This window comes from Fictibacillus nanhaiensis (genome assembly GCF_019801215.1).
Lineage (GTDB): Bacteria > Bacillota > Bacilli > Bacillales > Fictibacillaceae > Fictibacillus > Fictibacillus nanhaiensis_C.
In genome coordinates this window covers 140,414-154,205 of record NZ_JAHVJO010000004.1, presented here as the reverse complement: position 1 = coordinate 154,205, position 13,792 = coordinate 140,414, and the positions used below count along the sequence as shown (strand labels likewise).

The 13,792-nt window shown below is 44.5% G+C and carries 13 protein-coding genes, 2 rRNA genes and 1 riboswitch; all 15 genes read left to right on the top strand.

Going from position 1 to position 13,792, the window contains the following annotated elements:
- Window positions 1-115: ribosomal RNA gene (locus KUV80_RS16490) — 23S ribosomal RNA — on the top strand; the annotation flags it as partial.
- A 195-nt stretch (window positions 116-310) separates the two neighbouring features.
- Window positions 311-426 (top strand): 5S ribosomal RNA (gene rrf, locus KUV80_RS16485).
- 493 nt (window positions 427-919) lie between these two features.
- The gene (locus tag KUV80_RS16480) at window positions 920-1,447 is read left to right on the top strand and encodes a DUF2179 domain-containing protein (RefSeq protein WP_222463841.1); all 528 of its coding nucleotides are present in this window, start codon (window positions 920-922) and stop codon (window positions 1,445-1,447) included.
- 3 nt (window positions 1,448-1,450) lie between these two features.
- Window positions 1,451-1,654 (top strand): NETI motif-containing protein, encoded by a 204-nt coding sequence (locus KUV80_RS16475; RefSeq protein WP_222463840.1) that lies wholly within the window; start codon window positions 1,451-1,453, stop codon window positions 1,652-1,654.
- Between the two features lie 81 nt (window positions 1,655-1,735).
- Window positions 1,736-1,839: riboswitch (purine riboswitch) on the top strand.
- Between the two features lie 106 nt (window positions 1,840-1,945).
- Window positions 1,946-2,431, top strand: coding sequence for a 5-(carboxyamino)imidazole ribonucleotide mutase (gene purE, locus KUV80_RS16470; protein ID WP_222463839.1), 486 nt, complete (start codon window positions 1,946-1,948; stop codon window positions 2,429-2,431).
- Window positions 2,424-3,578 carry a 5-(carboxyamino)imidazole ribonucleotide synthase gene (purK, locus tag KUV80_RS16465; protein WP_222463838.1) on the top strand — a complete coding sequence of 385 codons (1,155 nt, stop codon included), beginning with the start codon at window positions 2,424-2,426 and terminating at the stop codon, window positions 3,576-3,578. The genes purE and purK overlap by 8 nt, the downstream gene beginning before the upstream one ends.
- A complete protein-coding gene (gene purB, locus KUV80_RS16460; RefSeq protein WP_222463837.1) occupies window positions 3,575-4,867 on the top strand; it encodes an adenylosuccinate lyase in 1,293 nt (430 codons plus the stop codon). Before purK ends, purB begins: the two co-directional genes overlap by 4 nt.
- Before the next feature lie 480 nt (window positions 4,868-5,347).
- Window positions 5,348-6,070, top strand: coding sequence for a phosphoribosylaminoimidazolesuccinocarboxamide synthase (gene purC / locus KUV80_RS16455; protein ID WP_222463836.1), 723 nt, complete (start codon window positions 5,348-5,350; stop codon window positions 6,068-6,070).
- On the top strand, window positions 6,058-6,312 hold the full coding sequence (gene purS / locus KUV80_RS16450; RefSeq protein WP_222463835.1) for a phosphoribosylformylglycinamidine synthase subunit PurS: 255 nt from the start codon (window positions 6,058-6,060) through the stop codon (window positions 6,310-6,312). The genes purC and purS overlap by 13 nt, the downstream gene beginning before the upstream one ends.
- Window positions 6,309-6,992, top strand: a complete 684-nt coding sequence (gene purQ, locus KUV80_RS16445; RefSeq protein ID WP_222463834.1) for a phosphoribosylformylglycinamidine synthase subunit PurQ — start codon at window positions 6,309-6,311, stop codon at window positions 6,990-6,992. The genes purS and purQ overlap by 4 nt, the downstream gene beginning before the upstream one ends.
- Window positions 6,976-9,207: a phosphoribosylformylglycinamidine synthase subunit PurL gene (gene purL, locus KUV80_RS16440; RefSeq protein ID WP_222463833.1), complete on the top strand. Its 2,232-nt coding sequence runs from the start codon at window positions 6,976-6,978 to the stop codon at window positions 9,205-9,207. Before purQ ends, purL begins: the two co-directional genes overlap by 17 nt.
- Window positions 9,183-10,601 carry an amidophosphoribosyltransferase gene (purF, locus tag KUV80_RS16435; RefSeq protein ID WP_222463832.1) on the top strand — a complete coding sequence of 473 codons (1,419 nt, stop codon included), beginning with the start codon at window positions 9,183-9,185 and terminating at the stop codon, window positions 10,599-10,601. The genes purL and purF overlap by 25 nt, the downstream gene beginning before the upstream one ends.
- A gap of 14 nt (window positions 10,602-10,615) precedes the next feature.
- Entirely contained in the window at window positions 10,616-11,656 is a 1,041-nt protein-coding gene (purM, locus tag KUV80_RS16430) for a phosphoribosylformylglycinamidine cyclo-ligase (protein ID WP_222463831.1), read from the top strand.
- Window positions 11,653-12,243: a phosphoribosylglycinamide formyltransferase gene (gene purN, locus KUV80_RS16425; RefSeq protein WP_222463830.1), complete on the top strand. Its 591-nt coding sequence runs from the start codon at window positions 11,653-11,655 to the stop codon at window positions 12,241-12,243. The genes purM and purN overlap by 4 nt, the downstream gene beginning before the upstream one ends.
- On the top strand, window positions 12,240-13,778 hold the full coding sequence (gene purH / locus KUV80_RS16420; RefSeq protein WP_222463829.1) for a bifunctional phosphoribosylaminoimidazolecarboxamide formyltransferase/IMP cyclohydrolase: 1,539 nt from the start codon (window positions 12,240-12,242) through the stop codon (window positions 13,776-13,778). Before purN ends, purH begins: the two co-directional genes overlap by 4 nt.
- The last annotated feature ends 14 nt before the right edge of the window (window positions 13,779-13,792 follow it).

Genomic DNA, 13,792 nt, shown 5'->3' with positions numbered 1-13,792 from the left:
TCCCATCACGTTAAGTGAGTAAGACCCCTTAGAGATGATGAGGTTGATAGGTCTGGTGTGGAAGCGTGGTGACACGTGGAGCTGACAGATACTAATCGGTCGAGGGCTTATCCTTAAAAAAGCATGAAACGTTTGGAAACGTCGTATCTAGTTTTGAGAGAGCAATTTCTCAACTTAATCAAGAACGTTTTTTCAGAAGCGAGAAGGTCGAGGAAGTGAAGTTCTAAAGGAACGGAGCGTATTACATCATACGTGAGTACCGGAAGAACAAAACTGACGAAGAGATTCGACGCTTATCAAAAAACGCAGGTTCAGTGATGATGGCGAAGAGGTCACACCCGTTCCCATACCGAACACGGAAGTTAAGCTCTTCAGCGCCGATGGTAGTTGGGGGTCTCCCCCTGTTAGAGTAGGACGTCGCTGAGCAAAGAAGGTGGGACGAACATTATGTTCGTTCCATCTTTTTTTATTGGCTCTTTTCTAAAGGCTCTTTTTCTCTTTTTTGATAAGTTGATTGGAAGCAAGTTAGAGACTATAGCGAGTTTCCTAAAACGGAAAACAACTCCTTTCAAAAACAACAAGTTTACGAAGACAGCCTTTTAATAAGGAAGCATTTAAGAGGAAAAGCAGCATGAAAAAGTTTGATAATCACATTCGAAGCTAGAATGAGATAGATCAGTCAAAACGAAACCTTGATGAATCAAGGTCTTTACCCTATTCAAAAACCTTCCCTTTTAGCTCCGTACAGTTCTATGCCCTAAACGATAAGTTATAGGCCTTCAAATGCATTTATTGGCACTTCATCTTTTTCCACTTACTCTTAGAAAACAACCACATTTTTACAGATATTCACCGGTTTCCATCTTGTCCAAAAAGTGTTATTCTAGAGCGAAGTATTTTTTCACCGAGGGAGGCCATCATGTTAGATAATGCATTTGTTATGGTTGGTATTATTTTATTGATAAACGTCGTGTATGTATCGTTCTTTACGATTAGGATGATTTTAACGCTAAAAGGTCAGAGGTACCTGGCAGCTTTTATTAGTGTTTTTGAAGTGGTGATTTATGTTGTAGGACTTGGTCTTGTGCTAGATAATCTAAATGAGATTCAAAACTTGATCGCTTATGCGGTAGGTTACGGAATTGGTGTGCTTGTAGGAATGAAGATTGAGGAAAAACTGGCACTTGGATATACTACCGTTAACGTGATCACAACCGATCTTGGAGGCGGATTGCCGAACGAGCTCCGTAATAAAGGGTATGGGGTAACGAATTGGCTTGCAGAAGGCCGGGAAGGTCAACGTTTAATGATGGAGATCTTAACATCGCGTAAATCGGAAACGAATTTATATAAAACGGTAAAAGATCTTGATCCAAAGGCGTTTATTATATCGCACGAACCGAAGGCGTTCCATGGCGGATTTTGGGTCAAGGGCATCAGGAGGTAACAAATGGACAAAAAACCTTCTAAGAAGAAGTTTGTTGTTGAGGCGGGAGAATCGATCTCGGATTGCTTGGATCGTATGGCCAAAGAGGGCTATACGCCAGTAAGAAGAATGGAAGAGCCTGTTTTTCATGAAGTGAAGCGCAACGGCAGAATGGAACCAGAAGTAAAGGAACAACGCATTGTTTTTGAAGGAAAAATCATCAATTAAACCAAAACACGAACATTAATACTTTTTATAAACTTAATGTTCGATTTTTATTGACAAACGAAAACATCCATTGCTACAATAAAACTAGAAGAATAAAGCCCTCATATAATTTCGGGAATATGGCCCGTAAGTCTCTACCTGATGACCGTATATTTTATCAGACTATGAGGGAAAGCATCTTTCTGTTATTTTTATCGGATACGTATGTCCAGTTGGCTGCTTTCTCTCATATTTGGGGAGAAGCATACAAACTGGACTTTTTTATTTTTTCTGACAATTAAGGAGGCTGCCATGGCTAAAGTAGGCGTTATCATGGGAAGTGTTTCAGATTGGGAAACAATGAAAGAAGCGTGTGATATTTTAGAAGAACTAGATGTTGCGTTTGAGAAAAAAGTAGTTTCGGCACACCGTACACCGGATCTGATGTTTCAATATGCAGAAGAAGCAGAACAAAGAGGACTTGAAGTTATTATCGCCGGAGCAGGCGGGGCTGCACATCTTCCAGGAATGGTGGCAGCGAAAACCATTTTGCCTGTTATCGGTGTTCCTGTTCAATCGAAAGCACTTAATGGACTGGATTCCCTTTTGTCCATCGTACAAATGCCTAAGGGAGTACCGGTTGCGACAGTAGCAATTGGAAAAGCAGGTGCAGCCAATGCAGGATTGCTTGCAGCACAAATGGTAGCCGTGCATGACGAAAGAGTGAGACAGCGACTTAAACAACGCCGGGCGAACGCAGAAAAAATGGCGATTGAAAGTAGTGAGCAGCTTGTTTAGAACCATTGAACCACAGCAGACCATCGGTATTTTAGGCGGTGGTCAGCTCGGCCGTATGATGGCTCTTAGTGCAAGAGAGATGGGACTTCGTGTCATTGTTTTAGAGCCGGGAGAAGATTCTCCTTGTGGTCAGGTAGCTGATCATCAAATTCAAACGGGGTATGAAGATAAAGAAGGCATAAAGCAGCTTGCACAGTTAAGTGATGTAGTCACCTATGAATTTGAAAATATTGATGCAGTAAGTGCGGGATGGCTAGAAGAGAATGCGAACTTGCCGCAAGGGAGCCGTCTGCTTTCTGTCACCCAGCACCGGTTAAAAGAAAAAGAAACCCTTGTAAAAGCAGGCGTTCCGGTAGCTCCGTTTCAACCAGTGTCAGACTTAGAAACCTTGGAAAACGCAATCCAGCAGCTCGGTTTCCCTTCAGTACTTAAAACGTGCAGAGGTGGGTATGACGGTAAAGGACAGGTCGTAATCAAGCAGGAAAGCGACCTTGAAAAAGCGGCAGCACTTTTAGAAACAGAACCTGATTGCGTACTCGAAGCTTGGGTAGCATTCGAAAAAGAAATCTCGGTCATCCTGACAAGAAGTGTTAGTGGCGAGGTTAAATCGTTTCCTGTCGCAGAGAATATTCATAGAGACAACATCCTGCACCAAACGATTGCGCCAGCCCGTATTACAAAGGAAACGGCAGAAAAAGCAAAGTGGTTAGCGAGATCAATTGCAGCGGAATTAGAGCTTGTGGGCACGCTTGCCGTAGAGATGTTCGTGGCAAAAGACGATAAAATCTACGTGAACGAGCTTGCTCCAAGGCCACATAACTCAGGTCATTACACGATTGAAGCATGTGAGACGTCACAGTTCGATCAGCATGTGCGCGCTGTGTGTAACTGGCCGCTTGGCAATACGGACTTAATAAAACCGGCAGTGATGATCAACATTTTAGGTGAGCATCATGAGACTGTGTTAAAGAGAATAGGGAAATTAGGGGAAGCGAAACTGCATCTGTACGGAAAAAAAGAAGCAAAAGCGAAACGTAAAATGGGGCACATTACGGTTTTAGGTGACACGGTAGAAGAGGCGTTAGAAAAGGCTGAACGAGTGTCCGCTATATTTTTAGAGAAGAACATAACGGAGGTACAACGATGATTGAACGGTATACACGACCTGAAATGGGTGCGATTTGGACAGAGGAAAACAAGTTTCAGGCATGGCTTGAAGTTGAGATCCTAGCGTGTGAAGCATGGGCAGAGTTAGGCGAGATCCCGAAAGAGGACGTAAGGAAGCTTCGCGAAAATGCTTCGTTTGATATTAACCGCATCCTGGAGATTGAAGCAGAAACACGACATGATGTTGTTGCTTTTACAAGAGCGGTTTCAGAAACACTTGGCGAAGAACGCAAATGGGTTCATTACGGACTGACGTCAACAGATGTTGTTGATACAGCACTTTCTTATCTTTTAAAACAAGCGAACGACATCCTGGCTAGTGACTTAGATCGGTTTGTTGAGATTTTAGGAGAGAAAGCAAAAGAGCACAAATACACGGTCATGATGGGTCGTACTCACGGAGTTCACGCAGAACCAACGACGTTTGGACTAAAGCTTGCCCTTTGGTATGAAGAGATGAAACGGAACGTGGAACGCTTTAAGCAGGCGTCTGACTCTGTGCGTTTCGGAAAGATCTCTGGAGCTGTTGGAACATATGCGAACATCGATCCTTTCGTTGAAAGTTATGTGTGTGAAAAGCTTGGTCTTGAAGCATCACCAATCTCGACTCAAACCCTGCAGCGTGACCGTCACGCGCATTACATGTCAACTCTAGCTTTAATCGCGACAAGCATTGAGAAATTCGCAACAGAAGTACGCGGGCTGCAAAAAAGTGAGACGCGTGAAGTGGAAGAGTTCTTTGCAAAAGGTCAAAAAGGATCTTCTGCAATGCCGCATAAGCGCAACCCGATCGGTTCCGAGAACATGACAGGACTTGCTCGTGTGATCCGCGGATACATGATGACAGCGTATGAGAATGTATCCCTTTGGCATGAACGGGACATCTCGCATTCTTCTGCTGAACGCGTAATTTTACCAGATGCGACGATTGCACTGAATTACATGCTGAACCGTTTTGGAAATATCGTGAAGAACTTAACGGTTTTCCCAGAGAACATGAAACGCAACATGGACCGTACGTATGGGTTGATCTACTCACAGCGCGTTCTATTAAAACTGATCGATAAAGGCATGGCACGTGAAGAAGCGTACGACACTGTTCAGCCGAAAGCGATGCAAGCGTGGGAAGAAGGCGTTCAGTTTAGAACTTTGGTAGAAGCAGAACCTGCAATTACAAACAAATTAACACCTGAAGAAATCTCTGATTGCTTTGATTACAGTTATCATCTGTCACATGTAGATACGATCTTCGACAGACTAGGGCTTTAAAAGAATAGGGTTTTAAAAGGTTTTATAAGAAGGATTGCTTATTATAAATTGTTAGTTGTATATCTTTATTGTTTGAACATCATTGGAAAGTTGATTACAGGGGAAGGTACGAGACTCCTGGGGGACGAGCGGAGCAGTCCGAAAAGCGAAAGCGGCTCGTCAAGCCCTGAAAAGCAAAAGGCGAATGGGCTAAGAAGGCGTTTTTTGCCTTCAAGACCGTTTGACTTTTGACCTCGAGGGGCTAGCCGATGTAGCTGGACAGGTGAGACTCCTAACAGCGCATAGCGCTAGGAGGCTCACCGCACGCCCCCCGGAAAGCGAGTACCTGGAACGGAAATCAGCCTCTTTCAAGCTTCAAAGATTAAAACGAGCTTTTTTGCAGGACTTCAACTAAAAAGAGAGTGATCGATTGAGCTCTCTTTCTCTTTGCCTTTTTTAAAAGATTGAATATTGGGAATGTTCCTAAATGGAGGGGTTAAGATGGAAAAGCTAGAGCAGCTGTACGAAGGGAAAGCGAAAAAGATCTACCGGACGAGTGAAGAGGACGTCGTTTGGGTGAGCTATAAAGATTCTGCTACGGCATTCAATGGAGAAAAGAAAGCCGAGATCAAAGGAAAAGGCAGGCTGAACAATGAGATCTCCTCGATTTTGTTCGAACTGCTTAAAGAAAAAGGCATCTCTTCTCACTTTGTAAAACGCGTCTCAGAAACAGAGCAGCTTGTAAAGAAGGTGACCATCATTCCCTTAGAAGTGGTGGTCCGCAATATCGCTGCGGGCTCCCTTTCTAAACGAACAGGACTTACAGAAGGACAGATCCTCCCAAGAACCATTCTGGAGTATTACTTCAAAAACGATGATCTCGGAGATCCCCTCATTAATGAGGATCATATCGACATATTGAATCTAGCAACAAGAGAGCAGCTTGCGGTCATTTCAGATCAAGCTTTCCAGATCAACGAAGTACTCACTTCTTACTTCGCTCAGAAGAACGTTAAGCTTGTCGATTTTAAGCTTGAGTTTGGGGTAGATAAAGACGGCCAACTGATCTTGGCTGATGAGATTTCACCAGACACGTGCCGGCTTTGGGATGCCCAAACGAACGAGAAGCTGGATAAAGATGTGTTCCGCTGTGAACTTGGAAGTTTAACAGATGCTTATGAAAAAATACTACAACGTCTAGGAGGCCTATCATGTACAAAGTAAAAGTGTATGTAACGTTAAGAGAGAGTGTGTTGGACCCGCAAGGAAAGGCAGTAATGAACTCGCTTCATAAGATGGGACAGTCAGAGGTTGAAGATGTGCGTATTGGGAAGTATCTGGAATTAACGCTTCAAAAAGGCGACTACGATTTGGATGCTAAGATCGTTGCAATGTGTTCAAAACTTTTATCCAATCCGGTGATTGAGGACTACCGGTATGAGGTGGAGGAGGTTGTCGCACAGTGAAGTTTGCTGTAATCGTTTTCCCGGGATCAAACTGTGACACTGACATGTATCATGCTGTAAAAGATGAGCTTGGAGCAGATGTTGAGTACGTATGGCATGATGAAACAGACTTAAGTGGATTTGACGGTATTTTATTACCTGGCGGCTTTTCATATGGTGACTATTTAAGAACAGGCGCGATTGCCCAATTCTCAAACGTGATGGGGGAGATCGTAAAAGCAGCGAATGCTGGTAAGCCCGTTCTTGGTGTATGTAACGGATTTCAGATTTTATTAGAGACTGGGCTTTTGCCAGGGGCGATGCGCCGGAATGAATCGCTGAAATTTATTTGCCAGCCCGAGGAGCTAGTGGTTGAAAACGGAGCGACAATGTTTACCTCTCAATATGAAAAAGGCGAGCGAATCATCGTTCCAGTGGCACATGGTGAAGGCAATTATTATTGCGACGAAGAAACGTTAATGCTTTTAAAAGAAAATAACCAGATCGTTTTCACATACGCGAACAATCCGAACGGATCAGTAGAGAATATTGCCGGAATCACAAACAAGAGCGGCAATGTACTAGGGATGATGCCGCATCCGGAGCGTGCTGTTGATGAGCTTTTAGGAAGCAAGGATGGTCTGAAATTATTTCAATCAATCGTGAAGAGCTGGAGGGAAAACTATGTCGCAGCAACATGAACCAACAAGTTCTCAAATAAAAGAACAAAAATTATACCGTGAAATGGGCTTAAGTGATTCAGAGTTTGAACTCGTAGAAAAGATTATCGGCAGATCTCCAAACTGGACAGAAACAGGCTTGTTCTCGGTGATGTGGAGTGAACATTGTTCCTATAAAAACTCTAAACCGGTTTTAAGCAAGTTCCCGACAAAGGGGGAGCGTGTCCTTCAAGGACCTGGTGAAGGTGCTGGAATTGTTGATATCGGAGACGGGCAAGCGGTTGTGTTTAAGATCGAATCCCACAATCACCCTTCTGCGATTGAACCGTATCAAGGTGCAGCAACGGGTGTTGGCGGAATTATCCGTGACGTTTTCTCAATGGGCGCGCGTCCGATCGCGATGCTGAACTCTCTTCGTTTTGGAGAGTTGGAGTCTCCACGCGTAAAATATTTGTTTGAACAGGTTGTAGCAGGAATCGCGGGCTACGGAAATTGTATTGGAATTCCAACGGTAGGCGGAGAAGTTCAATTCGATCCTTCTTATGAAGGCAATCCGCTCGTCAACGCGATGTGTGTCGGTTTGATCGACCATAAGGATATCAAAAAGGGTCAAGCGAAGGGTGCTGGCAACTCTGTTATGTATGTCGGGGCGAAAACGGGCCGGGACGGGATTCACGGTGCTACGTTTGCATCTGAAGAGCTTTCTGAAGCGTCAGAGGAAAAACGTCCAGCGGTACAAGTTGGGGATCCTTTCATGGAGAAACTCGTAATGGAAGCGTGCCTAGAGCTGATCCATAACTGTGATGCGCTTGTCGGGATTCAGGATATGGGAGCAGCTGGTTTGACAAGTTCGTCTGCTGAGATGGCGAGCAAGGCGGGAATGGGAATCGAGATGAATCTGGATCTTATTCCACAGCGTGAAACAGGAATGACGGCATACGAAATGATGCTCTCTGAGTCGCAAGAACGGATGCTTTTAGTAATTGAAAAAGGTCGCGAGCATGAAGTAGAAAAGATTTTTGCGAAATGGGATCTGGATTGTGTAACGGTTGGAACGGTTATCGAGGAAAAAGTATTGAGGCTGACTCATAATGGCGAAATTGTTGCAAACGTACCGGTAGATGCATTGGCTGAAGATGCACCCGTCTATCAAAAACCATCTAAAGAACCAGCTTACTATGGAGAGTTCCAAGCTCAGGAAAATTATGTGCCTGAGATTACTAGCTATAAATCTACCTTGTTATCGCTGTTGAAACAGCCGACGATCGCGAGCAAAGAATGGGTTTACAACCAATATGATTATATGGTGCGGACCAATACAGTCGTAGCGCCAGGCTCTGACGCTGCTGTTGTAAGAATTAGAGGAACAAAAAAGGCGCTTGCGATGACGACAGATTGTAATTCACGTTATCTGTATCTAGATCCTGAAGTAGGCGGAATGATTGCAGTAGCAGAAGCGGCTCGTAATCTAGTCTGCTCAGGTGCAAAGCCACTAGCTGTAACAGATTGCTTGAACTTTGGAAATCCTGAAAAGCCTGAAATCTTCTGGCAGCTGGAAAAATCGGCAGACGGCATGAGTGCGGCGTGCAGAAAGCTTGAAACACCTGTAATTGGAGGCAACGTATCCCTTTATAACGAAACAAACGGTGTCGCCGTTTATCCGACCCCTGTTATCGGGATGGTTGGTCTTATTGAAGATACAAAGCATATTGTTACGCAAAGCTTTAAAGAGGCAGGAGACATCATCTACTTGATCGGTGAATCTTCTCAAGAGTTTGGCGGCAGTGAGCTTCAAAAGATGAAAGAGGGACGCATTTTCGGGAAAGCGCCTCACTTAGATCTAGATGTTGAAGAAAAAAGACAATATGAACTTTTACATGCCATTCATAAAGGTCTTATCGCATCAGCTCATGATGTGGCAGAAGGCGGATTATCCGTAGCTCTTGCTGAATCAATCATGGACGGAAACGTTGGGGCGAGTGTGACGTTAACAGATGAACCAGTTGGCGGACTTTTTGGAGAATCACAATCACGCTTCTTAGTTACGGTAAAACCTGAACACCAAGATTCATTCGAACAGCTAGTTAAAGATGCAAAAATTATCGGGTTCGTGCGTTCTGAGAGCGGTCTGGCAATAGATAATGAGCAGGGTGAAGAGCTTTTATCCTGTACGCTCCAGGAGTTGCAAGATGCCTGGAAAGGAGCTATTCCATGCTTGCTGACATCAAAGGTTTAAACGAAGAATGCGGAGTGTTTGGCATTTGGGGACATCCCGATGCTGCCCAATTAACGTATTACGGTTTACACAGTCTTCAGCACCGCGGGCAAGAGGGTGCGGGAATTGTTGTAACAGATGGTGAGCGCTTAAGAACACATAAAGGAAGCGGCCTCGTGAACGATGTGTTTAGCCGCGGTGAGTTAGAAGGATTAATTGGACATGGTGCGATTGGCCATGTCCGTTATTCAACAGCGGGGGGAAATGAACTGGCAAATGTTCAGCCCCTCTTGTTTCGCTCTCAAACAAGCTCCCTTGCTTTAGCGCATAACGGTAACTTGGTGAACGCGAACGCGTTAAAGCATCAACTTGAGTCACAAGGAAGTATTTTTCAAACAACATCGGATACAGAAGTCCTGGCTCACCTCATTAAGAGAAGCGGATATCCAACGTTGAAGGAAAAGGTGAAAAACGCACTAACGATGCTTAAAGGTGCCTATGCGTTTCTTGTCATGACAGAAGAGGAAATGATGGTAGCCCTAGATCCGAACGGATTGCGTCCGCTTTCAATCGGTGTGTTAGGAGACGCTTACGTAGTAGCTTCTGAAACATGCGCTTTTGATGTGGTTGGGGCGACATACGTGCGTGACGTACAGCCGGGAGAACTTTTGATTATTAATGAAGACGGATTAACCGTTGATACGTTTTCTACTTCTGTTCAGCGCTCGATGTGCTCGATGGAATACATTTATTTTTCAAGACCTGACAGCAACATTGAAGGAATTAACGTTCATGCTGCTCGGAAAAGTTTAGGGAAAAAGATGTTTGAAGAAGCGCCTGTTGAAGCGGACGTTGTAACAGGTGTTCCTGATTCAAGTATTTCAGCAGCGATCGGTTATGCAGAAGCCTCTGGTATTCCTTACGAGATTGGACTCATTAAAAACCGATATGTAGGAAGAACGTTTATTCAGCCCTCACAGGAACTGCGAGAGCTTGGCGTGAAGATGAAGCTTTCGCCTGTTCGTGGAATCGTGGAAGGCAAGCGTGTTGTCATGGTCGATGACTCGATCGTTCGCGGTACAACGAGCCGTCGAATTGTCAAAATGCTGCGTGCCGCTGGTGCGACAGAAGTTCATGTGAGAATTACAGCACCGCCGATCGCTCATCCTTGTTATTACGGGATCGATACGTCAGAGCGTGCTGAACTGATCGCTTCCAAATACTCGGTAGAAGAAATCCGTGATATTATTGGAGCCGATTCTTTATCTTTTATTTCGGTAGAAGGCTTGATGGAAGGCATCGGACGTTCTAATTCAGAGCCGAACTGCGGCCAATGTTTAGCTTGTTTCACAGGACGTTACCCGACGGAAATTTATCCGGATACGGTTTTACCATATGAAAAAGAGCTGGTTTAAAGGGGGAGAACACTTTGGCAGAAGCATATAAGCAAGCAGGAGTTAACATAGAAGCAGGTTATGAAGCGGTAAACCGCATGAAAAAGCATGCATTACGAACGAAGCGTCCTGAAGTTCTTGCAGGGCTTGGCGGTTTTGGAGCGATGTTCGATCTGTCTGCTTTCTCATTCAAAGAGCCGGTACTCGTCTCAGGAACGGACGGAGTGGGAACGAAATTAATGCTCGCTTTTATGATGGATAAGCACGACACAATTGGTGTTGATGCGGTTGCGATGTGTGTAAATGATATTGTCGCCCAAGGAGCTGAACCGCTTTATTTCTTAGATTACATCGCTTGCGGCAAACTTCACCCTGAAAAAGCAGAACAGATTGTGAAAGGAATCGCAGATGGCTGTGAACAGGCAGGCTGTGCACTGATCGGCGGAGAAACAGCGGAAATGCCTGGCATGTATAACAGTGAAGAGTATGACCTTGCTGGATTTACGGTAGGTATCGCTGAGAAATCTAAATTGTTGAATGCTTCTAATATTACGGAAAACGATGTTTTAATCGGACTTCAGTCAAACGGACTTCACTCAAACGGCTTTTCTCTAGTTCGAAAAGTTTTATTAGAAGATGCCGGTTTGGATTTAACGAAACAATACGAAGGGCTCATGAAGCCTCTTGGTGAAGAACTGCTTACACCCACTCGCATCTACGTTAAGCCCTTATTAGAAGTGTTTGAGAAATTTGATGTAAATGGTGTTGCCCATATTACAGGCGGCGGTTTCATAGAAAACATTCCGCGTATGCTGCCTGAAGGTTTAGCAGCTGAGATTGATTACGGTTCATGGCCTGTCCCTCCTGTCTTCGATCTGATCGAAGAAAAAGGAAACCTTACTCGTAAAGAAATGTTCACAACGTTCAATATGGGAATCGGCATGGTGCTTGCTGTTTCTGAAGAAAACATGCTTCCAGTGATTCGTCTTTTAGAAGAAACAGGTGAAAAACCCTATATTATCGGACGTGTAAAACAAGGTGAAGGTGTTATTTTTGGCGGGGGTAACATCGAATGAACAAGATAGCGGTGTTTGCTTCTGGCAGCGGAAGCAATTTCCAAGCCATCCTGGATGCAGTTGAAGAAGGTTTGTTACAAGCGGACATTCAGCTATTAGTCTGTGACAAGCCAGGAGCAAAAGTGATTGAGCGAGCGAGAGACCACCATATCCCGATCTTTACATTTGTGCCGAACTCGTTTGAATCGAAGGCCCATTTTGAAAAAGAGATTGTAAATGAACTGAAACGTTACCATGTCGAATTCATAGTTTTGGCAGGATATATGAGGCTGATAGGAGAGGTGCTTTTACGTGATTTCGAGGGCAGAATCGTTAACATCCACCCTTCTTATTTACCTGCATTTCCTGGTAAAGATGCAATCGGCCAAGCCTTACAGGCGAATGTTTCTGAAACAGGTGTAACGGTTCATTTTGTTGACAGCGGGATGGACACAGGACCGATCATTGAACAAGTGAAGATACCTGTGTTGCCTGGTGATACAAGAGAAACGCTGCAAGAGCGTATACAGAAAGCAGAACATCGATTGTACCCAGCCATCATCAACAAACTATTACAAAAAGACATCATAGGAGGCATCGTGCAATGACGATTAAACGTGCATTGATTTCCGTATCCAATAAAGAAGGATTACTAGCATTCGCAGAAAAATTAATCCGACACGGTGTTGAAATCATCTCAACGGGTGGAACGAAAAAAGCGCTAGAAGATGCTGGCATTTCAGTAGTTGGGATTTCAGAAGTAACAGGCTTTCCTGAAATCATGGACGGACGTGTTAAAACGCTCCATCCTAAAATTCATGGCGGCCTTCTTGCTGTTCGTGACAATGAAACACACCAAAAAGCGATGCAGGAAAATGAGATTTCTCCTATCGATCTTGTTGTCGTTAACTTATATCCGTTTAAAGAAACCATTGCGAAAGAGGGCACTACATTCTTAGATGCGATTGAGAATATCGATATCGGCGGACCGAGCATGCTGCGTTCAGCTGCGAAAAACCATGCTTACGTAACGGTAGTCGTTGATCCTATAGACTATGAAAAGGTTGCAGACGAGCTGGATCAAGCAGGTGCAGTAAGCGAAGAGACGCGCCGCAAACTTGCAGCGAAAACATTCCGCCACAGTGCAGCTTATGACGCACTTATTGCCGAATACTTAACAACAGCGGTGGAAGAAGAGCATCCGGAATCATACACGGTCACCTATGAGAAGAAGCAAGACCTTCGCTATGGTGAAAATCCGCATCAAAAAGCGGCATTTTATACAAAACCGATCGGAGGGTCCCTTTCGCTCGCGGATGCTGAGCAGCTTCACGGCAAAGAGCTTTCCTATAACAACATCAACGACGCAGATGCTGCTCTTTCCATCGTAAAAGAATTCACTGATCCAGCGGTCGTAGCCGTTAAACATATGAACCCTTGTGGAGTTGGAACAGGAAAGACCGTTCTTGAAGCTTACACACGTGCGTTTGAAGCAGATCCTGTTTCAATCTTTGGCGGAATCATCGCCTCTAATACAGAAATCGATCGAGAGACAGCGGAAAAACTGTCTGAGATCTTCCTCGAGATTATTATCGCTCCTTCGTTTACAGAGGAAGCGTTAACGATTTTAACAAAAAAGAAAAACCTTCGCTTGTTAAAGCTCGATTTTACAGAAGGAAAAGAGATCGCCAAAAAAGTGACGACTGTTTCAGGCGGTATGCTCGTACAAGATGAAGATGTGTTTGGACTAGATGACGCAAACGTAACCATTCCTACAAAACGTCAGCCTACTGAGGAGGAGTGGAAAGACCTCCGACTCGCTTGGAAAGTCGTTAAACATGTAAAATCAAACGCCATTGTTTTAGCAAAGAATGAGATGACTGTAGGTGTTGGAGCAGGACAGATGAATCGAGTGGGAGCAGCCAAGATTGCAATCGATCAAGCGAGCGACCGAGCGCAAGGTTCCGCATTAGGCTCAGATGCTTTTTTCCCAATGGATGATACGGTTGAAGCTGCGGCACGTGCTGGTGTTACGGCGATCATTCAGCCGGGTGGATCCATCAAGGATGAAGATTCGATCAAAAAGGCAGATGAACATCATATTACAATGGTGTTTACCGGCGTAAGACACTTTAAACATTAAAGGAGGCAGGTTAA